The organism is Microbulbifer flavimaris, assembly GCF_001641755.2.
In the GTDB taxonomy this organism is placed as follows: Bacteria; Pseudomonadota; Gammaproteobacteria; order Pseudomonadales; family Cellvibrionaceae; genus Microbulbifer; species Microbulbifer flavimaris.
Genome location: NZ_LRFG02000001.1, coordinates 259,577 through 285,326 on the forward strand (window position 1 = coordinate 259,577; position 25,750 = coordinate 285,326).

General features: G+C 61.8%; 28 protein-coding genes. 20 read left to right on the top strand and 8 right to left on the bottom strand.

Going from position 1 to position 25,750, the window contains the following annotated elements:
• Window positions 1-100: 100 nt before the first annotated feature.
• From AWR36_RS01185 to AWR36_RS01200, 4 genes are read right to left on the bottom strand one after another with little or no spacing between them, the layout of a single operon-like run.
• A complete protein-coding gene (locus AWR36_RS01185) occupies window positions 101-952 on the bottom strand; it encodes a PDZ domain-containing protein (protein ID WP_197409208.1) in 852 nt (283 codons plus the stop codon).
• Window positions 953-982: 30 nt separating this feature from the next.
• Window positions 983-1,594 (bottom strand): TPM domain-containing protein, encoded by a 612-nt coding sequence (locus AWR36_RS01190; protein ID WP_231745208.1) that lies wholly within the window; start codon window positions 1,592-1,594, stop codon window positions 983-985.
• Complete coding sequence (locus tag AWR36_RS01195) at window positions 1,594-2,343, bottom strand: TPM domain-containing protein (protein WP_067079897.1); 750 nt, start codon at window positions 2,341-2,343, stop codon at window positions 1,594-1,596. Before AWR36_RS01195 ends, AWR36_RS01190 begins: the two co-directional genes overlap by 1 nt.
• Before the next feature lie 21 nt (window positions 2,344-2,364).
• Complete coding sequence (locus tag AWR36_RS01200) at window positions 2,365-2,994, bottom strand: LemA family protein (protein ID WP_067079899.1); 630 nt, start codon at window positions 2,992-2,994, stop codon at window positions 2,365-2,367.
• A gap of 87 nt (window positions 2,995-3,081) precedes the next feature.
• Here AWR36_RS01200 and AWR36_RS01205 point away from each other — a divergent pair, with 87 nt between their 5' ends.
• Genes AWR36_RS01205 through ung form a run of 5 tightly spaced genes read left to right on the top strand, consistent with a single transcriptional unit; the run spans window position 3,082 to window position 6,436 of the window.
• Window positions 3,082-3,618 (top strand): YaeQ family protein, encoded by a 537-nt coding sequence (locus AWR36_RS01205; RefSeq protein WP_067079901.1) that lies wholly within the window; start codon window positions 3,082-3,084, stop codon window positions 3,616-3,618.
• Between the two features lie 34 nt (window positions 3,619-3,652).
• Complete coding sequence (locus tag AWR36_RS01210; protein ID WP_067079904.1) at window positions 3,653-4,135, top strand: YajQ family cyclic di-GMP-binding protein; 483 nt, start codon at window positions 3,653-3,655, stop codon at window positions 4,133-4,135.
• A gap of 8 nt (window positions 4,136-4,143) precedes the next feature.
• Window positions 4,144-5,130 carry an esterase-like activity of phytase family protein gene (locus tag AWR36_RS01215; RefSeq protein WP_067079906.1) on the top strand — a complete coding sequence of 329 codons (987 nt, stop codon included), beginning with the start codon at window positions 4,144-4,146 and terminating at the stop codon, window positions 5,128-5,130.
• A complete protein-coding gene (locus AWR36_RS01220) occupies window positions 5,127-5,711 on the top strand; it encodes a uracil-DNA glycosylase family protein (RefSeq protein ID WP_067079908.1) in 585 nt (194 codons plus the stop codon). Before AWR36_RS01215 ends, AWR36_RS01220 begins: the two co-directional genes overlap by 4 nt.
• A gap of 2 nt (window positions 5,712-5,713) precedes the next feature.
• Window positions 5,714-6,436, top strand: coding sequence for a uracil-DNA glycosylase (gene ung / locus AWR36_RS01225; RefSeq protein WP_067079910.1), 723 nt, complete (start codon window positions 5,714-5,716; stop codon window positions 6,434-6,436).
• 82 nt (window positions 6,437-6,518) lie between these two features.
• Here ung and ygfZ read toward each other — a convergent pair whose 3' ends face one another.
• Complete coding sequence (gene ygfZ, locus AWR36_RS01230) at window positions 6,519-7,562, bottom strand: CAF17-like 4Fe-4S cluster assembly/insertion protein YgfZ (RefSeq protein WP_067079912.1); 1,044 nt, start codon at window positions 7,560-7,562, stop codon at window positions 6,519-6,521.
• A gap of 245 nt (window positions 7,563-7,807) precedes the next feature.
• Between ygfZ and AWR36_RS01235 the strand changes: the two genes are divergently transcribed.
• Window positions 7,808-8,053 carry an FAD assembly factor SdhE gene (locus tag AWR36_RS01235; protein ID WP_067079914.1) on the top strand — a complete coding sequence of 82 codons (246 nt, stop codon included), beginning with the start codon at window positions 7,808-7,810 and terminating at the stop codon, window positions 8,051-8,053.
• Window positions 8,028-8,489, top strand: a complete 462-nt coding sequence (locus AWR36_RS01240) for a protein YgfX (RefSeq protein ID WP_176491080.1) — start codon at window positions 8,028-8,030, stop codon at window positions 8,487-8,489. The genes AWR36_RS01235 and AWR36_RS01240 overlap by 26 nt, the downstream gene beginning before the upstream one ends.
• A gap of 19 nt (window positions 8,490-8,508) precedes the next feature.
• On the opposite strand, the gene nadB is transcribed toward AWR36_RS01240, so the two are convergent.
• Complete coding sequence (gene nadB, locus AWR36_RS01245) at window positions 8,509-10,116, bottom strand: L-aspartate oxidase (protein WP_067079918.1); 1,608 nt, start codon at window positions 10,114-10,116, stop codon at window positions 8,509-8,511.
• 177 nt (window positions 10,117-10,293) lie between these two features.
• Between nadB and rpoE the strand changes: the two genes are divergently transcribed.
• The 5 genes from rpoE (at window position 10,294) to ycjG (ending at window position 14,321) form a co-directional block, all read left to right on the top strand.
• Window positions 10,294-10,908, top strand: coding sequence for an RNA polymerase sigma factor RpoE (gene rpoE, locus AWR36_RS01250; protein ID WP_067079920.1), 615 nt, complete (start codon window positions 10,294-10,296; stop codon window positions 10,906-10,908).
• A gap of 185 nt (window positions 10,909-11,093) precedes the next feature.
• Window positions 11,094-11,795, top strand: coding sequence for a sigma-E factor negative regulatory protein (locus AWR36_RS01255; RefSeq protein WP_082679326.1), 702 nt, complete (start codon window positions 11,094-11,096; stop codon window positions 11,793-11,795).
• Between the two features lie 2 nt (window positions 11,796-11,797).
• Window positions 11,798-12,850: a MucB/RseB C-terminal domain-containing protein gene (locus AWR36_RS01260; RefSeq protein ID WP_067079921.1), complete on the top strand. Its 1,053-nt coding sequence runs from the start codon at window positions 11,798-11,800 to the stop codon at window positions 12,848-12,850.
• Window positions 12,851-12,854: 4 nt separating this feature from the next.
• Window positions 12,855-13,295 (top strand): SoxR reducing system RseC family protein, encoded by a 441-nt coding sequence (locus AWR36_RS01265; RefSeq protein ID WP_067079922.1) that lies wholly within the window; start codon window positions 12,855-12,857, stop codon window positions 13,293-13,295.
• A 78-nt stretch (window positions 13,296-13,373) separates the two neighbouring features.
• Window positions 13,374-14,321, top strand: coding sequence for an L-Ala-D/L-Glu epimerase (gene ycjG, locus AWR36_RS01270; RefSeq protein ID WP_067079923.1), 948 nt, complete (start codon window positions 13,374-13,376; stop codon window positions 14,319-14,321).
• An 8-nt stretch (window positions 14,322-14,329) separates the two neighbouring features.
• Here ycjG and mpaA read toward each other — a convergent pair whose 3' ends face one another.
• Window positions 14,330-15,037 (bottom strand): murein tripeptide amidase MpaA, encoded by a 708-nt coding sequence (gene mpaA, locus AWR36_RS01275; RefSeq protein WP_067079925.1) that lies wholly within the window; start codon window positions 15,035-15,037, stop codon window positions 14,330-14,332.
• A gap of 220 nt (window positions 15,038-15,257) precedes the next feature.
• Between mpaA and AWR36_RS01280 the strand changes: the two genes are divergently transcribed.
• From AWR36_RS01280 to acpS, 8 genes are all read left to right on the top strand, one after another.
• Entirely contained in the window at window positions 15,258-16,652 is a 1,395-nt protein-coding gene (locus AWR36_RS01280) for a Do family serine endopeptidase (RefSeq protein ID WP_067079927.1), read from the top strand.
• A 164-nt stretch (window positions 16,653-16,816) separates the two neighbouring features.
• The gene (gene lepA / locus AWR36_RS01285; RefSeq protein WP_067079929.1) at window positions 16,817-18,622 is read left to right on the top strand and encodes a translation elongation factor 4; all 1,806 of its coding nucleotides are present in this window, start codon (window positions 16,817-16,819) and stop codon (window positions 18,620-18,622) included.
• Window positions 18,623-18,651: 29 nt separating this feature from the next.
• A complete protein-coding gene (gene lepB / locus AWR36_RS01290) occupies window positions 18,652-19,407 on the top strand; it encodes a signal peptidase I (protein WP_067079931.1) in 756 nt (251 codons plus the stop codon).
• Window positions 19,408-19,465: 58 nt separating this feature from the next.
• Entirely contained in the window at window positions 19,466-19,906 is a 441-nt protein-coding gene (locus AWR36_RS01295) for a DUF4845 domain-containing protein (protein ID WP_067079933.1), read from the top strand.
• The gene (gene rnc / locus AWR36_RS01300; RefSeq protein ID WP_082679327.1) at window positions 19,899-20,579 is read left to right on the top strand and encodes a ribonuclease III; all 681 of its coding nucleotides are present in this window, start codon (window positions 19,899-19,901) and stop codon (window positions 20,577-20,579) included. Before AWR36_RS01295 ends, rnc begins: the two co-directional genes overlap by 8 nt.
• A 104-nt stretch (window positions 20,580-20,683) precedes the next feature.
• Entirely contained in the window at window positions 20,684-21,583 is a 900-nt protein-coding gene (gene era / locus AWR36_RS01305; RefSeq protein WP_067079935.1) for a GTPase Era, read from the top strand.
• Window positions 21,584-21,671: 88 nt separating this feature from the next.
• Entirely contained in the window at window positions 21,672-22,424 is a 753-nt protein-coding gene (recO, locus tag AWR36_RS01310) for a DNA repair protein RecO (RefSeq protein ID WP_067079937.1), read from the top strand.
• The gene (acpS, locus tag AWR36_RS01315; RefSeq protein ID WP_067079940.1) at window positions 22,421-22,816 is read left to right on the top strand and encodes a holo-ACP synthase; all 396 of its coding nucleotides are present in this window, start codon (window positions 22,421-22,423) and stop codon (window positions 22,814-22,816) included. Before recO ends, acpS begins: the two co-directional genes overlap by 4 nt.
• Window positions 22,817-22,863: 47 nt before the next feature.
• Here acpS and AWR36_RS01320 read toward each other — a convergent pair whose 3' ends face one another.
• The gene (locus tag AWR36_RS01320; RefSeq protein WP_067079942.1) at window positions 22,864-25,701 is read right to left on the bottom strand and encodes a response regulator; all 2,838 of its coding nucleotides are present in this window, start codon (window positions 25,699-25,701) and stop codon (window positions 22,864-22,866) included.
• Between the last annotated feature and the right edge of the window lie 49 nt (window positions 25,702-25,750).

The following is a 25,750-nucleotide window of genomic DNA, read 5'->3' on the forward strand; positions in this document are numbered from 1 at the left end:
GGTAATTCGTGGGTAAGAATTAAGGTGTACATGCAACTGTTCCGCAACTCAGGAAATAAAAGGCGAGGCCAATCTGGTTGCCCAAAAAAGGGGAGGTGATTTATCCCTGTATGCCCAGCGGCCCACTGGGCACATAAATGGTTTCCCGGTTATTGCTGCCGGCCCGCTGTACTTCGACGGCAACCGTTTCTCCCGGTGGTACCCGGTATACCTGCTGGCGCAGGTCGCCCATGTGGAAAATACGCTCACCGTTGTAAGAAATGATGCGGTCTCCCGCTCGTAAGCCTGCGTTCTGCGCCGGTGTGTCGGGCACAACGCGGTTGATATTGATCTCCTGCCGGCCGCCATTGGCTTCCAGGTACAGTTCGAACTCTTCGGCGCTCAGCAGGTGGGAGAACATCCGGCGGGGATTGCTGTGTATTTCCAGCTGCTGTCGTAATGCCCGGGCTTCTTCGGAAGATTTGTCTGCCATATGGCGATACTGGTATGAAAGCCGGGTGTGCTCGAACTGAAATCGCTCTGTTTTTTCCAGCACGAACTGTGCCCGGCCTGGATCCATGCCCGCGTCGAGCAGACGCTGCATCTGCGATTGCCGGTGCTGCTGCAGGCGCTGTCTGCGGCCCATTGCCCGAGGCCGCTCACTGACGCCGCTCTGGCCCACTCGGCTGCTGGCAGGGCGGGCTTCCCCTGCAGGCTGGCCCATATCCCCCTCGATGGACTGGCGCAGTTCCTCCACCAGCTCGAGGAGTTGTCGCTGTATCTGGGCAGATTCCCGCAGCTCCTGTTCCAGTAGTTCCACACGCTCACGCAGGGGGCGCTCGTTCTGTTGAAGACCTGCAGTAGCGGCAGGATTGGCCGCCTGTCTGTCAGCTGGCCACAGGGAAGCCGCTCCGGCTGTGATTGTCACGATTGTCGCTGCGGCGATCAGCACGCCTGTTATTCGACTGTTCACTGTTTTCTGCTCCCGCATGCCCAAAGCCTGCTATTCGAGGATGACCAGGTGATCTGCCAGCTCGTTTTTGACCTTAGTTTGCGGCGCCACTTCTGCGAGGAGGTCACCACAGCGTTCGACGCAGTGCACAAAGGCTTCACCGGTCTTTCCGCGCTTCACTTCGCCGATAAAATGCTCGACGACTTCACGCCAGGTCTCATCGGTAATATGTTCGGCGAGTCCGCGATCCGCGAGGATTTCCACGTAGTGCTCGGCTTCCGAAACAAAAATCAGCAGGCCAAGCCGTCCCTGGGTGCTGTGCAGCTCCTGCTCCAGGAATTCCCGCCGCGCGACGTTTGCGGCGCGCCAGTACTTCACCCGTTTTGGGACCAGCCGCATGGTGATCGGTCGCCAGCGGAACAGCAGCGCCAGCAGGATGAACAGGAGCCACTGCAGGGTAAAGGCCTGGTTGTATTCGATCCACCAGGGCAGGAACTGCATCAGTGGCGCCAGCAACAGGGCCAGGAAAGCTGCCCACAATGTGGAAATATAAAGGTAGTTGTCCGATTCACGGGCGAGCACGGTGACCAGCTCGGCATCCGTGCGCGACTCCGCTTCCTTGATGGCGTCAGATACCCGCCTGCGTTGTTCGCTGGTAAGCATTACCATCCCCCCGAAGCGCCTCCGCCGCCGAAACCACCGCCGCCGCCACCGAAGCCGCCGCCGAAACCACCTCCGCCAAATCCGCCACCGAAACCGCCGCCACCGTAGTAGCCGCCATAGCGTCCGCGGCGATAGGTGCCACGGCTGGAGGGCGGGCCAAGCAATGAACCGCCAAACAGCTGCAGCATGATCAGCAGTAAGAAAAGCCCCACCAGTATGGCCATCCGCCGGTCAGTTTCCGTCTCGGTGGGCTCGGCGACATACTCGTTTCTGATCGCGGCGAGGATCGACTCCGCACCGGCGATAACACCTCCATCGAAGTCCCCGTTGCGAAAGCGGGGCAGGATTTTGGTGTGAATGATGTTGGCGGAGAGGGCATCGGTCAGCACGCCCTCGAGGCCATAACCCACTTCAATCCTCACCTGCCGCTCACTCGGCGCCACGATCAACAACACGCCGTTGTCCTTGCCTTCCTGGCCGATGCCCCAGTGCCGGCCCAGCTGGTAGCCATATTCGGCGATGGTCTGTCCCTGCAGATCCGGCACAGTCACCACGACAACCTGGTTGCTGGTCTCCTTTTCGTGGGCCTGTGCCAGTTCCGTCAACCGATACTCGGTGGCCGGGCTGAGCAGGTTGGCGTCGTCCACCACCCGTCCCGACAGTGTTGGGAACTGGAGGTCGGCGAGCGCGATCGCCACACAGAGTGCTGCGAGGAGCCCGAGAATGGCGGCGGTGATGCGGCGCGGCATGATCGCTGCTTCTGCTCTGGGTTATTGAAAGTCGACTTCTGGCGGCTCTTCGGCGTTCTCCCTGGTCGCTTCGAAAGTGGGGCGTAGAGGCATATCACTGTAGAGCACCATGTGCCAGATCCGCCCCGGGAAGGTACGGATCTCCGTGTTGTAGCCCTGCACCGCAGAGATATAATCGCGCCGGGCAACACTGATGCGGTTTTCCGTGCCTTCCAGCTGCGATTGCAGAGCGAGGAAGTTCTGGTTGGACTTGAGGTCCGGGTAGCGCTCTACCACGACCATCAAGCGTGACAGCGCGCCGCTCAACTGCTGTTGGGCCTGCTCGAACTGCTGCAGCTTGGCCGGGTCGTTGATGATGTTTTCATCCACCTGCATGGAGTTGACCTTGGCTCTGGCCTCGGTGACCGCCTGCAGGGTCTCCCGCTCCTGGTCGGCGTAGGCCTTGACGGTCTTCACCAGGTTGGGAATAAGATCGGCTCGCCGCTGGTACTGGTTTTCCACCTGCGCCCAGGCGGCTTTCACCTGCTCGTCCATGGTGGGGATGTTGTTGATGCCGCAGCCGCTGGCTGAGACAACAAAAAGTGCCAGTAGTGGCCAGTAAATAAGGCGCCAATGCAGTGAGCCTTTGCCGCTGAGTATTCCTGAAGACATTGCTGTTACCCGCTTTTTGCAAATAAGCCCGACAATAATAGCCCCCCGATATCGGGTGGCTGCCGCGCCCAGAGAAAGAGAAACCGAATGGCACTGAAAGCTACGATATTCAAGGCTCACTTACAGATTGCGGACATGGATCGCGAATACTACGGGGCCCACAGCCTCACCCTGGCGCGCCATCCGTCAGAGACCGATGAGCGGATGATGGTGCGACTGCTGGCATTTGCCCTGAATGCCACTGAACGGCTGGAATTTACCCGCGGGCTCTCCTCAGACGATGAGGCAGATCTCTGGCAGTGGAGCCTCGGTGGGGAGCTGGAGACCTGGATCGAGGTGGGGCTGCCATCAGAGGAGCGGATTCGGAAAGCCTGCGCCCGGGCCCGGCGGGTCTTGGTGTACAGTTACGGTCGCCGCACAGCGCCGGTATGGTGGCAGAAACTGGAAGGGACCCTATCGCGCTTCGATAACCTGCATGTTTTCCAGTTGCCTGCCGACGCCTGCGAGGCGCTCGCCGGGTTGGCGGACCGCAATATGGAGTTGCAGGTGACCATCCAGGATGGCCATATTTGGATAGGCTCTGACGCCGAGAGTGTCGAAGTCGTGCCCGAAAACCTGAAATAAACCGCCCGTAAAGTAAGAGAGAACGGAGAAGCCAATGCCTTCCTTTGACATTGTGTCTGAAGTGGACAAACACCAACTCACCAACGCCGTAGATCAGGTGAACCGCACTGTGGGAAACCGCTTTGACTTCAAGGGTGTGGATGCCGAGGTGGAGATGAATGAATTCTCCCTGGTCATCCGTGCGGAAGCGGAAATGCAGGTGACGCAGATGGTGGACATGCTGCGCGGTTCGCTGATCAAGTGCGACATCGATCCCCAGGCCATGGAAATCGGTGAGATGGAGCAGTCCGGCAAGGTGGTCAAGCAGGCTATCACCATGAAGAACGGCCTCGACAAAGAGCTGGCAAAAAAAATCGTCAAGCTGATCAAGGACGAGAAGATGAAGGTACAGGCCTCCATCCAGGGCGACCAGGTTCGCGTGACCGGCAAAAAGCGCGATGACCTGCAGCAGGTGATTGCCCTGTTGCGGGGCAAGGAGCTTGGTCAGCCATTACAGTTCGAAAACTTCCGCGACTGAGTCTGCCGATGCCCAAGCTGTCCCGTCTGTTTCTCGCTGGCATCATGTTCGGCTGGAGCCTGGTCTGCACAGCGGAGACGGTGCGCACGGCAAAACTGCTGGGCGCCTGGTGGCTGGAGGGCAGTGCGGGGTTGGATATTTCCGGGCTCAGTTTCTGTGACGGCGAGCTGCTCGCGGTTTCAGACAAGCGCGATGACCGTCTCTATCGCATCCGCCTGCCGAACCGGCCGGATGTGAGAACAGCAGCGCTGGATATCCGCAGCCAGTTCCAATCGCCAGAAGCGCCGGATCACGAGAGTCTGGTCAACCGCCTGGCCGCGCTGGTGCGCCCCGGTGCGCAAATGGACTTTGAGGGCGTCACCTGCGACGCAGATCACCGTTTTGTTGTCAGTGAGCGCCACGACCGCATTGCCCGTATCAGCGCGAGCGAAACGGGAGATGTTCAACTTAATTGGTTGCCATTCCGTTGGCGAGAGGCGGCCCGCTTCCAAGGCTATTTGCAGGTCTTCAACGCGGGCAGCGAGGGGATTACCCGTTCCGGAACCGCAGAACGGCCGGAGTTCTGGATTGCGCTGGAGCGCCAGCCCCGCGGTCTGTTACGCCTGAAGGGGGCAACGGAGCAAGCGGGACAGGGCGCTGACCTGGAATTCCGGCAGTTGCCGCCGGTGGCCGGGCTGGATTTTTACGGCCGCGCTGAGGACGTCACCGGGCTGGATATTTTCCGCGGCGGCCTCTATACCCTCGAGCGCAACGCGTTTGCCGTTTGCCGTCGCTCTTTGCAGACGCTGGAGGCGAGTTGGTGCATCGACTATCGAGCAGTCGAGGAGGCCCCGATATTTGTCTATGCGGATACCCGCTTTGGCAAAGCCGAGGGCCTGGCCGTCAGCGAAAATGGTATATACGTGGTGCTCGACAACAACAATGTGGCGCGCGCCGCTGACCCCTCGGATCAGCGGGCGCTGCTGATGCATCTAGCGCATCCCGATCACCCGTGAGCAAGCTGATTCCGCTGCTGGAGGAAGTGCGTAAGTGCCGCCTCTGTGAGGATGAATTGCCGCTGGGAGCGAATCCGGTCCTGCGCGCCTCGCCGACGGCGCGGTTGCTGGTGATCGGGCAGGCGCCGGGAACCAGGGTGCATGAGACCGGCATCCCCTGGAATGATCCCTCCGGCGACCGGCTGCGGCAGTGGCTGGATATGGACCGGCAGACTTTCTATGATGAATCCCGCATTGCCATCATCCCCATGGGCTTCTGTTACCCGGGCCGCGGCAAGGGCGGCGACCTGCCGCCGAGAAAAGAGTGTGCACCGACCTGGCATGCACAGTTGCTGGAACAGCTGCCAAACCTGAAACTCACCCTTCTGATTGGCCAGTATGCGCAACGCTATTACCTGCCGCACTGGTATGGCAGCATTACCGAAAACGTGCGCCACTTTCGCAATGCCTTGCCTGCCGGCTTTTTCCCCCTGCCGCACCCGAGCCCGCGCAATACGCTGTGGCTGAAACAGCGCCCCTGGTTTGAGAGCGAAGTCGTGCCCGCGCTGCAAAAAGAAATAAAAAGAATCTTTCGGAAATAACCATGACCGCAGATCAGAACATTAAAATCGATCCGTCCTGGCGCAAGGTGCTCGACGGTGAGTTCCGCAAACCCTACATGGCCCAGCTGCGGCAATTCCTGCGGGCGGAAAAGCAGGCTGGCAAGTGTATCTATCCGCCCGGACCGCAAATTTTTAACGCCTTTAATTCCACGCCGTTCGATAAAGTAAAGGTGGTGATTCTGGGGCAGGACCCCTACCACGGCGCGGGGCAGGCGCACGGCCTCTGTTTTTCCGTGATGCCCGGAGTTCGCATTCCGCCGTCGCTGAAAAATATCTACAAGGAATTACATTCGGACCTGGGTATCGAACCCGCCCACCACGGCTGCCTGCAGCCATGGGCGGAGCAGGGGGTATTGTTGCTGAACGCCACGCTCACCGTGGAAGACAGCAAGGCCGGTGCCCACCAGGGGCAGGGCTGGGAACAGTTTACCGATGCCGCGATTCACGCCCTGGCGGAGCAGCGGGATGGGCTGGTGTTTATTCTCTGGGGCAGCTACGCGCAGAAGAAGGGCGCCTTTATCGATGGTAACCGGCACCTGGTCTTGAAAGGGCCGCACCCGTCGCCGCTCTCCGCCCATCGTGGCTTCTTTGGCACCAGGCCTTTTTCCCAGGCCAACTCCTGGTTGCAGCAACATGGACAGGCGCCCATTGAGTGGGCGCTGCCGGAGGCCTCCGCGCTGCAGCGGGTGGCGGTGGAAATCTGATTCGGGCCAACCGTTTGCAGGGTGACTGGATGCGGGCCAGGACCGGGCTCAAGAGCGCCCGGTGGCGGTGGAGTGCCGGTGCTCAGTCCGTCAGCGGATCCGCATCGGCATCGTAGGGCAGTTCCAGCAGTTCCAGGGTGCGGCCGTCTTCCAGCTGCAGGCCTGTGCCGCTGGCAACACTGCTATTAGCGAGTACCGCCAGCAGGTCGATGCCGTGCTCGCTGCGTTCGGCAATCACTACATCGCCACAATTCTTGCTGCCACCGGCTTCCATGATCGAAAGCCCGGGTGCAGGGAGGTCGCCGGCTTCGCAGCGGGCCCGGTACATGCGCCGCTTTGTTTGTCCCAGGTACTGCAAACGGGCAACCACTTCCTGCCCGGTATAACAGCCTTTCTTGAAACTCACGCCGCCCAGCAGGTGCAGATTCACCATCTGTGGGATAAAGATACCGCTGGTCTCTGCGTGCAGCTGCGGCAGGCCATGGGTAATCTGGCGCAGCTGCCAGTGGCAGAAGCTCGCCGGAGTGGCACCGGTTGCAAGTTTTTTCCACAGCGCGGCTGCGGCATCGACCGGCACCAGGATGGCGACCTGCTCCCGGTTGTGTACATGGGCGATGGCCCCGGCACCCTCAAAGGAAAAGTGTTTCGCCGCCCCGGATTCCAGGTGCGCGAGTTCCGGCACTGACAGGAGTTCCGCCGCGCGAGTAACCGCGTCTGCGCCCTGCAGGCCGAGCCAGTGGTGGCTGTCATTGAGTTCCTTGAGGTCCGCCTTGAAAAACACCGCGTACTTGGCCAGTGCGGCCAGGGCGATGGGGGCCAGGTCGCGGGGCAGGCTCAGGACAACATCGTCCTGCGCGCCCTTGAGGGCATGGAAGGCGCTGATCATGCGGCCCTTGGGATTACAGTGGGCCCCCTGGGTTGCGTGGCCGTCGGGGAGGTTTACCAGGTCGCAGGTGATCTGGCCCTGCAGGAATTTCTGGCTGTCCGGGCCGTGCACGGACACAGCGCCGAGCGGGCTCAGGTCGATCAGGTGCAGATCCGCTTCGCTATCGGGGAAGTGGGCCCGGTCTCCCTCCCATTTGGCGCCCTCACCGGAGAGGAAGTCCTGCCACTCTTGTCGATCCATAGTCATAGCCCGCTCGCTGTTCCGTACTGCTGGTGGAGGTGAGTATCTTGGGTTGCCGGGGGCATTTTCAAGCGTGAATGGGTGCCTCCCGGCATATACGTCACTGCTGCTCCCGGTTGCCGCTCGGCTATTCACGGGGTAAGGCGCCGGTTATACTGCGCGCGAATGACAGACTGAAGCAGACAGCGACGCGTCAGCGCGTCGTCGCCGGCGACCCGCCGGCCGCCGATATCGGGATTTGAAGTATGGATCGTAACCGACTGTTCTGGGCCAGCCGCCGCGGTATGCTGGAGCTTGACCTGGTCCTGTTGCCGTTTCTCGACAACGTTTATGACACCCTCGACCCTGAGGACCAGCAGCGCTTTGTCGAGTTGCTGAACAACGAGGATCAGGATCTCTTTGCCTGGTTCATGCGCCGCGAAGACCCCTCCGATCCGGAGTTGCTGCGCATCGTGCAGATTATCCGTGACAACACCGGGCTCCAGGAATAACACCGGCTCGGTCGAGCCTCTGGTCGTGGGGCGCAGTGCCCGGCTGCGCTGCCCCGTATCCCCCTCCCGACTGCTTTTCCTCCTGCTTCTCCTTATTTCCCTGCAGGCACTGACAGTGCTCTGGTTTGCCGGTTTTGCCGTCACCTTGCTGGCGCCTGCCGTTCTGCTGGTGATCGCCCTGGGGCTGCGTGAGGCGCGGCGCCTGACCGGTTATCGTGGTGAAATCTCAACTATGGACAGGCGCTGGTTCTGGCGTGCAACCGGGGGAGAGCCGGAGGAGATTACCCTGAGTGGCGAACTGGTGCTGTGGCCCTGGTTGATCGTGATCAATGGCCGGGATCAGGGCGGCCAGCACCGGCGCCTGGTGCTGGCGCGCGACAGCGTCACTGCGGAGGACTGGCGGCGCCTGCAGGTGGCGCTGCGCTATTCCCGTTGAAACTGCCGAACCGCGGCGGTCAGACGAATTGGCGCTGGTCGGCGAAGTTCTCCGGTACCAGGATGGTGTCCATGGCCATCTCTCGAAGGCTCTCGTAGTCAAGCGAGTAGTGCAGGCCGCGGCTTTCACGCCGGTCTAGGGCCGAGCGAATGATCAGTTCGGAAACCAGCGCCAGGTTGCGCAGTTCGATCAGGTCGCTGGTAATTCTGTAGTTGGCGTAGAACTCGCGGATTTCTCCCTGCAGCATCTTCACCCGGTGTTGCGCCCGCAACAGGCGCTTGCGGGTGCGCACGATGCCCACGTAGTCCCACATAAAGCGCCGCAGTTCATCCCAGTTGTGCGAGATTACGACATCCTCGTCGGAATCGGTGACGCGGGAGGCGTCCCAGGCCGCTGCCGGTCTCGGCGGTTGCACTTCTTCCAGGGTGGCGTCGATATGCAGTGCCGCAGCGCGGGCATAGACCAGGCACTCCAGCAATGAATTGCTGGCGAGCCGGTTGGCGCCGTGCAGGCCGGTGAAGGTGGTCTCGCCGATGGCATACAGCTGGTCCAGGTCCGTGCGACCGTGTTCATCCACCATGACACCGCCACAGGTGTAGTGGGCTGCCGGTACCACCGGAATCGGCTCTTTGGTGATGTCGATGCCGTACTGCAAACAGTTCTGGTAGACGGTGGGGAAGTGCTCGCGGACGAATTTGGAATCCTTGTGGGAGATGTCCAGGTAAAGGCAGTCTGCACCCAGTCGTTTCATCTCGTGGTCGATGGCGCGGGCCACGATGTCCCGGGGAGCCAACTCGCCCCGCTTGTCGAAACGATCCATAAAGCGCTGGCCGTCCGGCAGCTTCAACTGTGCGCCCTCGCCGCGCAGCGCTTCGGTGACCAGCATTGCTTTAGCCTTCGGGTGATAGAGGCAGGTGGGGTGGAACTGGTTGAATTCCATATTCGCCACCCGGCAACCGGCGCGCCAGGCCATGGCAATGCCGTCACCACTGGCACCGTCCGGATTACTGGTATAGAGGTAGGCCTTGCTCGCGCCGCCTGTTGCCAGCACCACGGAGCGGCCTTGGAACAGCTCCACCTCCTCGGTTTCCTTGTTGTAGACGTAGGCCCCGGCACAGCGGAAGCGGCCCCGCTGCGGATCCGGTTGGCGAATCAGGTCCAGGGCAATGTGATGCTCGAAGCAGTCGATGTTCTCTGCGGCGCGGACCTGCTGGATTAAGGTACTGTGGACCGCCATGCCCGTGGCATCGGCACTGTGGATGATGCGTCGGTGGCTGTGGCCGCCCTCTTTGGTCAGATGGTAATCACCGTCTTCGCGGGTAAAATCCACTCCCTGGTCGATCAGCCACTGAATGGCAGCAGCCCCGTTCTCCACCGTGTGGCGCACCGCGTCCGGGTGGCACAGGCCAGCCCCCGCGTCTAAGGTGTCAGCGATATGCGATTCCACGGAATCTGCGTCATCCAGCACGGCGGCGATACCGCCCTGCGCAAACCAGGTGGAACCGTCGCGCAGGCGCTGCTTCGACAGCAGGGCGACCCGGTAGCGATTTGCCAGATGCAGGGCCAGGGTGAGGCCAGCCGCGCCACTGCCGATCACCAGAACATCGTAATTTGCCTGAGCGTTCATAATTTTCATTGTTAAAAGGGGTGGCGTAGTATAGCGCCTACTTCAAATACGTCGATTTGGCACGGAACTTATGTCCTATCGCCAGTGTCTTGGACACATTACAAATTACGCTTGCGCCGTCCGCTCCGGATTTTCCCGGGCCATCTCCCGCGGTGCAGTTGGTAACGGGGGTAGGGGATGACATCGCAACAGGCGTCACCAAGTGATCGCCAGCTGGTGGAGCGTGTCCAGAAGGGCGACAAGCGCGCCTTCGACCTTCTGGTACTGAAATACCAGCACAAGATCCTCGCCGTGGTGAGCCGTTTTATCAAGGACCACGCAGAGGTCCAGGACGTTACCCAGGAAGCTTTCATAAAGGCCTATCGCGCTTTGGCGAACTTCCGTGGTGAGAGTGCTTTCTACACCTGGATGTACCGTATCGCCATCAACACGGCAAAGAATCACCTGGTCTCCCGCGGGCGGCGCCCGCCGTCCTCTGATGTGGACCTGGAGGACGCCGAATTCTATTCCGGTGCCGATCTGCTGCGGGACAACGAGACGCCCGAAAACCAGCTTTTTCGCGATCAGTTGGAAACCGCAGTGCACGAGGCCATACGGGCGCTACCCGAGGACCTGCGCGCGGCGGTTACCCTCAGGGAGATGGAGGGCCTCAGCTATGAGGAGATCGCCGAAGTGATGGACTGCCCGGTGGGCACGGTGCGCTCGCGGATTTTTCGCGCTCGTGAGGCTATCGACCGGACGGTTCAGGCGGTCCTGGCCGGGGAACCAGAGCCCCTGGGGGATCGAAACTGAGTCCGGCGCCTGCGTTGCGATAATTGACGCAATTTTTTACCCGCGGCGCGAAACAAATTCCCAAGCGCCCGGTCAGAAGTGTTAACCGGCGTTAAGCAGTGTTAACCATCGCCGCAGAAACAGACCGTGAACGGAATAGCGTGCTGCGGTCGCAAAACCATATGTTACAGAGAGGATTGGCCCGTATGTCTCACGGGAATCATCAGGATCGGCTGAACGAGTCCCTGTCCGCGCTGATGGATGGGGAGGCGAATGAGCTGGAGCTGCAACGGTTGCTGAAATCCGGTTCCGCCGGGTCCGAGGCCGGGCAGCGCTGGTCGCGTTACCAGCTGGCTGCCAGCGTCATGCGCGGCGAAACCGTGGCCAGGACGGACACCGATCTGGCCGCCCGTATCTCCGCTGCGGTTGCCCGCGAGGAACCGCTGCAGCAGTCGGCATCCGAATCCGGAGCAGCTGCCAATGACGCCGGTCACCGCTGGCGCCAGATGCTTTCTCGTGGTGCGGTGGCGGCGACGGTGGCTTTTGCAGCCATCCTCGGTGTCCAGCAGGTCTCACAAGTCTCTGAGCCGGTACCGACTCCGCAGCTGGCTGCCGAGACGGAACGACCGGCGCAGCAGCCGGCCGTGCAGCCCGCGCAACAGCCCAGCAGCATCTATGTGCCCGGACCGAGCACTCGCGCCGTGAGCACCGCGGGTCCCCGCCTGGTGCCCGCGCCCAAGAGCGGCGTGCCGGGACAGGCGGCTTTGCAACCGCAGGTGCCGACGCCGGAATTGATGCGTCACCTCAACCGGGTAATGATTCAGCATTCTGAGCAGGCCGCCCACGTGGGTAGCCAGGGTATGGTGCCTTTCGCCCGTGCCACCTATGGCGAACAAGACGGTCAATAGCCTTGCGTATTACTGATATCTCCAGTGTTTACGTAAAAGCCAACAGCATGCTGTTGGCTTTGTTCTTGTGGGGCACAACATCCGTGGCGTCGGCACAGACCGCAGTGGTGCCGGAGCCCGAGCCCGCGCAAGAACCGGCCAACCAGCGGCAAAGCCTGCAGCAGTCGCAGCCGCCCATGCCCGTGGAAAGCCCGCAGGCCGGCTCTAACGGTGCGAGTGCACGCGCCTGGCTGGAAAAGCTGGGTCGGGCGGTCAATGAGCTGGAGTATTCCGGGCTGGTGACATTCGAGCACGCAGGCATGCTGGAGACGCTCCAGGTGGTGCACGCGGTACGCGATGGCCAGCAGGTGGAGCGGGTGCGCTATCTCAGCGGCGATCCCAGGGAACTGGTCAGCCACGGCGTCACCCGTGCCTGTGAAGGCACCGGCGGGCCCTTCAATCGGGCCGCGCTGCTGAGCGCTGCCGGTCAGGAGCGCCTGCAGCAGGCCTACCAGTTCGTCGTGCGGGGCGAGGAGCGGATTGCCGATCGTCCCACGGTGATCATCGAAGCGCGCCCACTGGATCGCCATCGTCTCGGTATGCTGGTCAACCTGGACCGTGAGACCGGTCTGCCCCTGAGGTCTATGCTGATTGGCCCACAGGGCAAAGTACTGGAGCGCTACCAGTTCGTGAAACTGGATCTGGCCCCGGTGGAGGACAGCGATCTGCAGCCCCAGTCAGCAGCTGCCCGACGCATCGACAACAGTACACCCTGCATTGCCGCCCAGAGCCGCTGGCGCATGGGATGGCTGCCGGACGGATATCGCCCGGTAGCGGTACGGACCCTGACCGATGGCGACATGCTGGTGTTCAGTGATGGTCTCAGCGTGTTTACTGTCTTCGTGCAGCGCCTGGGTCCCGAGCTCAACTTCAAGGGTTCCGCCATTCGCGGTGCGACAGTCGCCTATATGGACAAGGTAGAGGCGGACGGAATCAATTACACCGTAACCGTGGTCGGGGAGATCCCCGATAGCACCGCGCAGTTGCTGGCGCGGGCCGTGACCACCGGAGGCTGATCCAGTGGTGGAGGAGCGCGGCCGCATCGTCGCCGTTGAGGCGGATGCCATCTGGGTAGAAACCATTCAGCGCAGCGGTTGCCACGGCTGTGCAGCCAAGTCCGGTTGCGGTACCGGTCTGCTCGGGGATTACTGGGCCAGCGCGTCACGGATTCGGGTGGCCCTCAACAGCTGGGATCCCGACCGTGTGCGGCTGAACGATATCGCCGTGATTGGCATTGCCGAACACACCCTTACGACGGCCGCGCTGCTGGTGTACCTGGTCCCCCTGTTGGCCCTGCTGGCGCTGGCCTATGCTGGCAACCTGCTTGCGGGTGAGCCCGGTGCGATCGCTGGTGCCATTGTCGGCCTCGCCCTGGGCGCTGTTGCCGTGCGCTGGTTCAGCCGGCGCCACGCTTCCGACCCGAATTATTCCCCCCTACTGCTTCGCATAGAGTCCCCGTAAGCCGGTCAAATGCCGCCCAGCGCCTAAACTGGAGGGCAGGGACCGTACTCGCGGTGCCCCAATCGCCCGGAGACCTCCATGCGCGCTCGCTGCTATGCGGAAAAATGGCCCCTGCGCACCAGCTTCGTCATTTCCCGTGGCGTCCGCACCCATGCGGAAGTGGTGGTAGTGGAGCTGGCTGCTGAAGGCCGCCACGGTGTGGGTGAGTGCACACCTTATCCCCGTTACGGCGAGAGCGTTGACTCAGTGCTGGCCCAGCTTCAGCCGGTGCTCGAGGAAGTTGAAGCCGGCCTGGATCGCCGGCAGCTGCAGTCTCGAATGCCCGCCGGTGCCGCACGCAACGCGCTCGATTGCGCGCTGGCTGACTGGGAGGCGGCTGCTGGTGGCGGTCCGGTGGGGGACCCCGTCTCCCTGGCCACTGTCCAGACGCTCGTGATCGATTCGCCCGAGGGGATGGCCCGGGCCGCACAGGAGGCAGTCGCCGGGGGCGTCAGCGTGCTCAAGCTCAAGCTCGACGACCAGCAGGTGGGGGAGAGAGTGGCCGCGGTACGTGAGGCCGTTCCGGGGGCGCAACTGGTGATCGATGCCAACGAAGCCTGGTCGCGGAGTACGCTGATCGAGCGCTGCCATGAAATCGCCGGGCTCGGTGTCGCCATGCTGGAGCAGCCGCTGCCCGCGGATGACGACGAGTTCCTCGCCAGTTTTTCCCACCCCCTGCCGATCTGTGCCGACGAAAGCTGTCATACGCGGAAGGATTTGACCCGCCTGCAGGGGCGCTACGAGATGATCAACATCAAGCTGGACAAGACCGGTGGCATCACCGAGGCGCTGGCCCTGGCGCAGGAGGGCGGGTCGATGGGTTTCGAGCTGATGCTGGGCTGCATGCTGTGCACCTCCCGCGCCATCCGCGCAGCCTGGCCGCTGGGAGGCAAGGTGCGCTTTCGCGATCTGGACGGCCCCACCTGGCTGGCCCGGGATGTGGATCCGCCGCTGCGTTTTGCCGGTGGCCGGGTTTACTGGGATTGATCTGCCGCCTAACCGGCGTCGTAGGTGAGCAGGTCAAACAGCGTGGGCAGGTAGTCCTCGCTGGCGACATCCGCCGAGATGGGTGGGAATTCCACGGTAATACACGGCAAGTCGCGTTCGGCACACCAGGTGCCAAATGACCCGGGGGTCGGGTAACCCAGTTCCGTGACCAGGGGGAGCTTGAGCCTCTCTGAGAGCCAGGTACCAAGCGGGCTCTCGTCTGGGTCCTCGATACAGGCCAGAGGTTCGTGGATGGTGACCACCCAGGCCGGGTCAAGCTGCTCAATCAGCTGGCACAGCGCCTCGGTTTCAGGTTCCGAGCCACCGCTGGTGCCAGTCTTGAGGCGGACATCGCGCTCCTCCGCCTGACTGTTCCAGCGATAGACGCTGCCCTCGGCAGTCCAGTTGCTGGTGGCAAAGTTGCGGTTCAGGTCCACGCCGTTGGCATTGGCCCTCAGCCCCAGCTGGCAGCCATCCGGGTTTACCGCCAGTACCACATGGTGGTTCAGGAGTTCTGGCGGTAAAGAGCGTAGCGCGCAGGACAGTGCGATCACTGCTGCGGTCTCGTCGCCGTGGGTGCCGGCAATGATCAGTCCCGGCTGCTTGCCGCGCTGGGCGGGGAAGTAGACCAATGGGGCGCCCATCACGGACTTGCCATAGGTTTCTCGGGGGTGGGTGAACTGGCCGCGATCGGGCCGGGGGCGCATGGAGGGCATAGCTTGTTCCGGGAAATAGCTGCTTTGGTGTTCAGTGAATCATTACACTGCTTTACACTAAAGAAGCGAACTTTCGCGGCCAAAACGCCACTAAATGGTTACCGAAAACCCGTGGCTCACCGCGGTAAACCCGCACCACACAGAGGGTACGCCGTGGATGAGGTCGATTTCTCGACACTTCGATTGGATAGTAGATGGGATAACGAAAGGTAACAAACCGATGCTAAAGCGCGTTACGCAATCCTTTTTCATTCTCTGCCTGATGATCTCGGCATCTGCCTGTGCCCGGGGTCTGCCCGAACTGACGGACCTGATCGAGCAGAATTCGCCGGCCGTCGTAAAGATCAACACTGTAGAGCGAGCCCGCGCGACCCGCGGTGTCCCGCCCCAGTACCAGCAGCAGATCCCGGATATCTTCCGGCACCTGCTCGAGCCCCGTGGCCGGGAGCGGCGACCGGCGGCCAGCATGGGCTCCGGTTTCATCATTTCCGACGATGGCTACGTAGTAACGAACAACCATGTGGTCGATGGCGCTGACCAGGTGGTCGTGACCCTGACTGACCGTCGCGAGTATGACGCCCAGGTGATCGGTACCGACGCGCGTTCCGATCTGGCGCTGCTGAAGATCGAAGCGGATGACCTGCCGACCGTTCGCTGGGGGGAATCCGATGAGCTGCAAGTCGGTGAGTGGGTGGTGGCCATCGGCTCCCCGTTCGGGCTCGACTATTCCGCCAGCGCCGGCATCGTCAGTGCGATGGGGCGCAGCATTCCCAACGAAAGCCGTGAGAACTACGTGCCGTTCATCCAGACAGATGTGGCGATCAACCCGGGTAACTCCGGCGGCCCGCTGTTCAACCTGGACGGTGAAGTTGTCGGTATCAACAGCCAGATCTACACCCGCAGCGGAGGCTCCATCGGCCTGTCTTTCGCCATCCCGGCCCGCCTGGCCCAGGATGTCGTGGCGCAGCTGCGTGACAAGGGCCGGGTAGACCGCGGCTGGTTGGGTGTGGGTATCCAGGATGTGGACCGCGATATGGCCAAGGCCATGGGGCTGGCCCGTCCCTCCGGCGCCCTGGTGGCACAAGTCGAATCCGGTGCCCCGGCAGACGAGGCTGGCATCCTGGCGGGCGACATCATCACCCGTTTCAACGGTGAGCGAATCGTGGAGCAGGGGGACCTTCCTCATGTGGTTGGGCAGACCCGCCCGGGTGCTGAGGTACCGGTGGACCTGATGCGCAAGGGCAAGAGTGTGCGTCTCCAGGTCACCGTCGGTGCCCTGCCTGGCGAAGAGGAGCCCGCCCAGCAGGCCTCGGTTGATCCATCCAACGACATTGGCGGTCGCCTCGGCCTGGTGGTCGAGGAAATCCCGGCAGCGGTCAAGCAGCGCTGGGGCGTCGAGAGCGGTGTGATCGTGAAACAGGTGGTGCCCGGCAAGCCGGGAGCGAGAGCGGGCCTGCGCAGCGGTGACGTTGTCGCACAGCTTGGCTTCGAGGAGGTCAAGGATCTCGAGGACTTCCGCCGGGTTGCCAAGTCGCTGCCCAGCGATGAGTTGCTGCCGATCCGCTTCTTCCGCGGCGGCCAGCCGACATTCCGCACCATCCAGATTGACGAGTGACCGTAAACCGGCGGGCGGTGCCCGCCGCTGGCTCGGTAGCAGTGCCGCAAAGTCGGCACGCTACCGGGCACTCACTACTGATCCCCAGTTCTGATAGACTTGCGCCACGCAACCGGTGTCATTCCCGGCTAACATTCTGATTTTTATAGGGTTTCTACTCCGCAGTGGCCACAGATCTCTCCCATATCCGCAATTTCTCCATCATTGCCCATATCGACCATGGCAAATCCACCCTGGCGGACCGGTTTATCCAGGTCTGCGGAGGCCTGAGCGACCGGGAGATGGCCGCGCAGGTGCTGGACAGCATGGACCTGGAGCGCGAGCGGGGTATTACCATCAAGGCCCAGAGCGTGACCCTCGATTACACGGCGCGCGATGGCAAGACCTACCAACTGAACTTCATCGACACCCCCGGGCACGTGGATTTCTCCTACGAGGTATCCCGCTCCCTGGCCGCCTGTGAGGGCGCGCTGCTGGTGGTGGACGCTGCCCAGGGCGTGGAGGCCCAGTCGGTGGCCAATTGCTACACCGCCATCGAGCAGGGGCTCGAGGTGATTCCGGTACTGAACAAGATGGATCTGCCGCAGGCCGATCCGGACAAGGTGGCGGAAGAGATCGAGGACATTATCGGCATCGATGCCACCGAGGCGACCCGCTGCAGTGCCAAATCCGGTCTCGGTGTCGAGGACGTGCTCGAAGATCTGGTGCGCCTGGTGCCGCCGCCGGAAGGCGATGTGGACGGCCCGCTGCAGGCGCTGATCATCGACTCCTGGTTTGACAGCTACCTGGGGGTGGTGTCCCTGGTGCGCGTGGTGCAGGGCACCCTGAAGACCAAAGACAAGATTGTCACCAAGTCCCTCAACCGTGCCCATGTGGTGGACAGCGTCGGTATCTTTACCCCCAAGCGCAAGGAGACCGGCGTGTTGCGCGCGGGCGAAGTGGGCTTTGTGGTGGCGGGTATCAAGGACATTCATGGTGCGCCGGTGGGCGATACCCTGACTCATGCCAAGGGTGCTGAAGAGGTTTCCATGCTGCCGGGCTTCCAGAAGGTGAAGCCCCAGGTTTATGCCGGCTTGTTCCCGGTCAGCTCCGACGATTATGAAAACTTCCGTGACGCGCTGGAAAAACTGTCGCTGAACGATGCCTCCCTGTTCTTCGAACCGGAGGTCTCCGACGCCCTCGGCTTCGGCTTCCGCTGCGGTTTCCTCGGCATGCTGCACATGGAGATCATCCAGGAGCGGCTCGAGCGGGAATACGACCTGGACCTGATTACCACCGCGCCGACTGTGGTCTACGAGGTCGTGCAGACAGACGGCACCGTGGTGATGGTCGATAACCCCTCCCGGTTGCCGGAGGTGGGCTCGATCGAGGAGATGCGCGAGCCGATTGCGGAGGTCAACATCCTGGTTCCGCAGGAATACCTGGGTAACGTCATTACCCTGTGTGTCGAGAAGCGCGGTGTCCAGAAGGATATGCAGTACGTGGGCAGCCAGGTTTCCCTGCGCTATGAGCTGCCCATGAACGAGGTGGTGATGGACTTCTTCGACCGCCTCAAGTCGGTGAGCCGCGGCTTCGCCTCGCTGGATTACAGTTTTGCACGCTTCGAGGCGGCAAAGCTGGTGCGCCTTGATATCCTCATCAACGGTGACCGTGTCGATGCGCTGGCGCTCATTGTCCATCGCGACCACGCCCAGCAGAAAGGGCGTGCCATGGCCGAGAAAATGAAGGAGCTGATTCCGCGGCAGATGTTCGATGTGGCGATCCAGGCGGCCATTGGCGGCCAGGTCGTGGCCCGCACCACGGTCAAGGCGTTGCGCAAGAACGTAACGGCCAAGTGTTACGGTGGTGACGTGACCCGTAAGAAGAAGCTGCTCGAAAAACAGAAGGCCGGTAAACGCCGGATGAAACAGCTGGGTCGGGTGGAAGTGCCGCAGGAGGCGTTTCTGGCGGTCCTGAAGGTGGACCAGTAGAATCCACCAGAACAACAAGAGAACAATGAATGGATATTAATTTTCCGCTGATCCTGCTCTGGCTGGTGGTCATCACCGGTGCGATCTGGCTGGTGGACAGCCTGTTTTTTGCCCGCCGCCGTCAGCAGGACGCCGAGGAGCCGGTGCTGGTGGAGTACGCCAAGTCGTTCTTTCCGGTGCTGGCGATCGTGTTCATCCTGCGCTCCTTTGTCGTGGAGCCGTTCCAGATTCCCAGCCGCTCCATGGTACCGACCCTGCAGGTGGGTGACTTTATTCTGGTGAACAAATACGCCTACGGCCTGCGCCTGCCCATTTCCCGCAAGAAAGTGTTGGATATCGGCGAGCCGGAACGCGGCGATGTGATGGTGTTCTTCCCGCCGCACATGAACGAGACCTACTATATCAAGCGGGTAATCGGCCTCCCCGGTGATGAGATCCGTATCGAGGACAATGTGCTCTATATCAACGGTGAGCGGGCCTCGCAGGAACTGATCCAGGCGCTGCCGCCGGCCAACCCCCAGGTCGAAGTGATGTGGGAGGAGATCGATGGGGAGCGACACCTGATGGCCCGGCATATTGAGCCGAGCCGCTTCGCCAATTTCAGTGGCGTGGTCCCGGAAGGGCATTATTTCATGGTGGGAGACAATCGAGACAACAGCCTGGATAGCCGCGAATGGGGCTTCGTGCCCGAGCGGGATATCGTAGGCAAGGCGTTTGCCATCTGGATGCACTGGGAGGATCTGTTCAGCCTGCCGAGTTTCGAGCGGGTAGGCTCGATCCAGTAGACCCGTTCGCGAATGGAATCGGATACTAGTCGACAATAACAAAATCGAGGGCTTTTCCATGTCTGGGCAACTGCAAAATTCCCTGCGCGGCCAGCGCGGCATGAGTTACTGGGGCTGGCTGATGGTGGTGGCCGTATTCGGCTTCGTGCTTACCTGTGTTTCCAAGATGGGGCCGGCCTATATCGACGCCTATTACGTCGATGAAGGGCTACGCAAACTGGCGGATAACCCGACCCTGCGGGATATGACACGCAGTGAAATCAAGCGCGAGCTGGACCGCTTCTTCCTGATTAACAATGTGCGCGGCGAGCCCACCAAGGCGGTGCAGGTGATCCGCGGCGCGGACAGCATGCTGGTGAGTGTCGATTACGAGCTGCGCCAGCCGCTGATCTATAACGTCGATGTGATAATGAAGTTCAACAAGCAGCTCAACACCTCCAAGGCGGAACTCTGCTGTGAACCGCTGGTAGACCTGGAACAATTCCGTAAACGTGACTGATATTCTCCTCGAGCGCCTTTGCCTGCGGCTCGGCCACCAATTTTCCCGGCCCGATCTGCTGCAACTGGCGCTGACCCACCGCTCTGCCGGCAGCCGTAACAACGAACGGCTCGAATTCCTCGGCGACTCCATCCTTGGCTTTACCATCGGTGCGGCCCTTTTCGACAAGTTCCCCGAGGGGCGCGAAGGGCAGCTGAGTCGCCTGCGTGCACAGCTGGTGAGCGGTGAGACGCTGGCCAAGCTGGCGCGAGAGATGGAGATCGGCGATTGCCTGCGCCTGGGCGAGGGCGAAATGAAAAGCGGTGGCTTCCGCCGCGCCTCCATCCTGGCGGATGCCGTGGAGGCTCTGATCGGCGCGATCTACCTGGATGCTGGTCTCGAGGCAGCCCGGGAGCGGGTGCTGGCCTGGTTTGCCAGCCGCCTGGAAAACCTTTCCCTCGAAACCGCCAAAGACCCCAAGACCCGCCTGCAGGAGTGGTTGCAGGCGCGTCAGCGTCCGCTACCTGAATACACCGTGGTGGACGTGTCCGGTGCCGAGCACGCGCAGCGCTTCGTGGTGGAGTGTCGTGTAAAGGGCCTCAGTGCTCCGGTTCGGGGCGAGGCGAGCAGCCGCCGCAGCGCGGAGAAGCTCGCAGCCACCGAGGCGTACAAGCGCCTTGTCGGTGAAAATTGACCTTACACTCTTATTGATTGCCCTCCGGGCCTGATTCGCGACTGTGGCCCACTGGGGCTGCGGATGCGGAGCCGCCGTGCGGCGGTGAATTATTGGAGAATACCTTGACTGAACAATCCTCCCGCTGCGGTTATGTGGCCATCGTAGGCCGTCCAAACGTGGGCAAGTCCACGCTGCTGAACCACATGCTGGGGCAGAAGCTGGCGATCACCTCACGCAAGCCGCAGACGACCCGCCACAACATGCTCGGTATCAAGACCGACGGCACCAACCAGATTATCTTTGTCGATACTCCGGGGCTGCACGCGGACGCGGACAAGGCGATCAACCGCTACATGAACCGTGCCGCCAGCAGCGCAGCCCGGGACGTGGATGTGGTGGTCTTTGTGGTGGAGAGAACCCGCTGGACCGAGGGCGACCAGCTGGTGGCAGACAAGCTGCGCGGGCTGAAGTGCCCGTTGATCATTGCCGTCAACAAGGTGGACCAGCTGGAGGACAAGGGCGAGCTGCTGCCGCAGCTGCAGGCCCTGGCGGAGCAGCACCCGAACGCGGAGATAGTGCCGATTTCTGCCCTGCGTGGTGTCAACCTGGATACGCTGGAGCAGGTCATCGTCGATCGGCTGCCCCAGGGTCTGCATTTTTTCCCCGAGGACCAGATCACCGACCGCAGCTCCCGCTTCCTGGCGGCGGAGATCGTGCGCGAGAAAGTCATGCGCCAGCTGGGGGCCGAAGTGCCTTACCAGGTCACTGTTGAGGTGGAAGAATTCAGCCAGGACGGCCCGATCCTGCATATCAGTGCAGCCATTCTCGTCGAACGCTCGGGCCAGAAGCGCATCATCATTGGCAACAAGGGTGAGCGTATCAAGCAGATTGGCAGCCAGGCGCGCCAGGATATGGAGCGCCTGTTTGACAGCAAGGTCATGTTGAATCTGTGGGTCAAGGTAAAGTCGGGCTGGTCTGACGACGAGCGCGCCCTGCGCAGCCTGGGTTATCGCGACGACTGACCTTTCGTTGCTGGCGGTGCACGGCGGGGGGAGATTATGCGATGCTCCTTGCCATAGAACCGCCCTTTGAACCCGGGTCGCCACCGTCATGTCGTTTCAGCAACCCCCACAACCTGCCTATATCCTGCACTCGAGGCCATTTCGTGACTCGAGCCTGATCCTCGAACTGCTCACTCCCGGGCAGGGGCGGATCGGCTGTGTGGCTCGCGGGGCGCGACGGGACAAACAGCGCCGCCAGCAGTCACTGCAGCCTTTCAGTCCATTGCTGGTGACACTGATGGGGCGGGGCGATCTCAAGACCCTGGGGCCGGTGGAAAGTGCCGGCAGTGCCTACTGGTTACGAGGGCGCGCAGTTTACGGCGGCCTTTACGTCAACGAATTATTGATGCGGCTGCTGCCGGTGGGGGAATCCCAGTACCAGGTGTTCGCCGCCTACCAGAATCTGCTGCGAGAGCTCAATGCCCTGGCGGGGGAAGAGGCCGACGAGCTGTTGGCGCCCCTGCGGCGTTTCGAGTTGGCGCTTCTTGCCGAGATGGGTAACTGCCCCTCGCTGGATTACTGTGCGGCAACTCAGGGGCCGCTGGAGCCGACCGCCGTTTATAGACTGGAGCGGGAGACAGGTTTCGTGCCGGTGCATCGACACGACGGCGCGGCCGCCAGGGCTGACGAGTTCAGCGGCCGGGAATTGCTGGAGCTTCACCGGGCGTTGCAGGGGGGTGAGCTGGCGTCGGGATTGCTCACGGCGGCACGGCGCCTGAGCAGTTTATTGCTCGCTCCGCTGCTTGGTGAAAAACCACTGCAGAGCAGGGAATTATTTAAACAGGTCTACGGTAAAAAGTGATCGTTAGTATCGGCACCGACATCTGCAGCTACACCCGCATCGAGGCGGCCTGGCGTCGCTTTGGGGACCGCTTTGTCGAGCGTGTGCTCAGTGCACCGGAGCGTGAGGCGCTCTACCAACTGGCAGTGCCCAACCGCGCCGCCTATCTTTGCAAGCGCTTTGCCGCCAAGGAGGCCCTCGGCAAGGCGCTCGGGACCGGTATCGGCGCCGGCATCTCCTGGCAGGACATCGAGGTGCGCCGTCGGCGCGGCCTGGGGCCAGAGGTCAGGCTGAGTGGCGAGGCTTTGCGGCGTGCTGAAAAGCTCGGTGTCGGTCGCATTCACCTGACGCTTTCTGACGAGAAGGATTTCGCCCTGGCTTTCGTTATCTTCGAGGCCGCCCCCCAGTCCTGACGGGTTTGCCTCAGGGGGAAAAGAGGATCAAACATCGGGTGCCGGCACTACTCACCGGCCCCCTCCAGCTCCACCAGGCCGAAAAGCACATCCAGGTCCTGCTCGGAGGCCCACTCCCGCAGGGCGCGAATCTCCCGGATCACCGCATCCACCGCGCGCTCGTCGATCGTCGTTTCCTCATCGTCCTGCAAGGGGCGGAGCAACTCCTGCAGACGTCCGGTGCTTTCCCGCAGCCGGGGCACACCGCAGTAACAGCAGCCTCCGTGTACCCGGTGCACAAGCTCGAACAGGCCGCGGTGGTCGCCGGCGGCAAACAGCCGATGCATTTCCTGCTCGTCTGCCACCAGCCCGCGAATCAGCATCTGTAGCATGTCCCTGGCGAGAGCGGCATCGTTGTTGCTCAGTTCGAGGCTCTCGCCAATGTCTACCAGTCGCGGAATGTCGAGGGCGTTTCGCTCGGGCCGCTGCGGGGCGATGATTTTCATCCAGCGCTGGATTGTGTGGCTGAGCTGGGCCTCACTCACCGGCTTGCTGAGGTAGTCGTCGAGGCCCGCTGCCAACAGGCGTGCCTTTTCCTCGGTACCGACATGGGCGGTGAGCGCGATGATGGGGGTCCGGCGATCGGCCTCTCCGGCGCGGATCTGCCGGGTGGTCTCGATACCATCCATCCCGGGCATCTGAATGTCCATCAGGATCAGGTCGAAGGGCTGCTGCCCACAGAGCTCCAGCGCTTCCTCTCCGCTGGCGGCGACAGTGGTCTCCACGCCCTGGCCCCGTAACAACTCTCCGATCAACAGGCGATTGGCCTCGTGGTCGTCGACGGCAAGCACCCTCGGGGCTTCGGGGCCAGGCAGTGCAGGATAAAGTCCGGTAGGTTTCACCGAGTTCTGTTGTGGAGCGGCACGGCGCAGTGCTCGCAGCAGGTTGTCGCGAGTCACCGGTTTGGCCAGGAACGCGAGTGCCCGTGTACGCAGGGGTTCATAGCAGCGGCGGAGCTCCACCGGGGAACCCTGCACGATAATCCGGCATTGGTAGGTGTCGGCCAGGCATTGCACGCAGCGAATGAACGGCTCGAAATCACCGCCGGCAATGCCGGTATCGATAATGACCGCATCGGGCAGGGCATCGTGCCGCCACATCTGTTCAATCGCGGGTTCCAGGGTGTCGGACTCCCCGATTTCCACCGGTTCCACTTCCCAGTGCTGCAGCAGTTGTGCCACCTGCATACGTGTCATCCGGTTGGGGTCTGCAAGCAGGATTCGGGAGCCGGGAAAGCGTTCGCGGATGGGGTTGGTGCGGTTGCGCTCCAGCTGCAGAGGCAGGCACACCCAGTAAGTCGCGCCGCTGCCAACGGCCTCGTCAACACCGATGCTGCCACCCATCTGCACGATCAGGCTTCTGGCGATAGCGAGTCCCAGCCCTGTGCTGCTGATCTGCTGGCCCTGTTCATGGGGAGAGGCCTCAAGCAGCTGGTGCAGTTCGCGCCGGGCCTGGGGCACGGCGCGGTTGCCGAGATCAGTGACACTCAGCCGCACCACCAGCTCGGAGTCCTTGCCGCTCTGGACACTCAAGCGCACCGGAATATTGCCATCGGAGGAGTGGCGCACTGCATTACTGACCAGGCTGGTAAAGATCTGTTTGATGCGCAGGGGGTCGCCAATAAGCGTGCGCGGCAGCTGGTTGTCGATCAGCGGCACCAGTTCCAGGCGCTGGTCGTAGGCAAAGGGAGCGAGAATCTGCAGGGTCTCCTCCAGCACCAGCCCAAGGTCCATGGGCGTGTGATCGAGTACCAGGTTCCCCGACTCGATGCGGGAGAAATCCATGATGTCGTTGATGGTGGTGAGCAGGTTCTCCGATGAGCGCAGTATCGTCTGCAGGTAATCCTGCTGCAGCTCGTCCAGCTCGGTCTTCAGGAGCAGGTTGGTAAAACCGATGATGCCATTGAGTGGCGTGCGGATCTCATGGCTGGTGTTGGCCAGGAACGTGGACTTGACCCGGCTCCCTTCCACCGCCTTCTTTCTCGCCAGGTCCAGCTCAATATTCTGTTCCTCCATGGCATCCAGTGACTGGCGCAGATCCTCCATGGACTGCAGGACGTTGGATTTGTACTCCTCCTGATAAACGCGAAGGTTTTCTGCCATGGAATTGATGCGGCTGGACAGGCGGTGCAGCTCGCGGTTATTCATTTCCTCGTCCCGGCTCTCGAAGTGGCCGCGACCGATAGACTCGAGTCGGTCGCCTAGCCGCTCGAATACACGGCCGAATCTCTCGGACAGGAAAGTGGCCCAGATCAGCGCCCCCAAAGTGCAGAGAATCAGTCCCAGCAGTGTGACCAGGGCCACCTGGTAGGTTCCGACAATAAAATAGGGGCGGTGGAGCTCGATGCTGATCCAGCAGGTGATCTCCTCACCTTTGAAGGGGTGAAGTACCTGCAGGCTGTCGCCCCGCTCAAAAATAAACGGTTCCCGGTGTTTCACATCCTCGGCCGTGATATCCACCTTCGGTCGCGGCCCCTGGCTGGCGAGCAGCTTCAGCCCGGTCTCCGGGTCCAGGTCGGCGCTATCTGCGGAGTAAATGTGGACCGAGCGCACCATATCCTTCTCCAGCATCAACGCCATCAGGCTCTTGTCGAGCCACTCCAGGCGCAAGTGCGTGGGGTGCTCACCGCTGAGATCGATCAGCTCGGCCAGCTGTTCGGCACTGGCGCGACCGTGGGCCAGCAGCAGCTGTCGGCGCTCATGTATCTGTTGCAGTGTGAAGAGGACCCCCAGGGTTACCGCCAGCACCAGCGAGGGAGCCAGGGTAAAGCGGAACACAAGCGCTCGCAGGGAGGGCAGGCGTTCTGGTGACTGATTTGCCTGTCCCGGTGATTGGGTTGCGGCCATGGGGGAACCCCCGATTGGTGATCGTGTTATTTTTGTTCGATTCTACCTG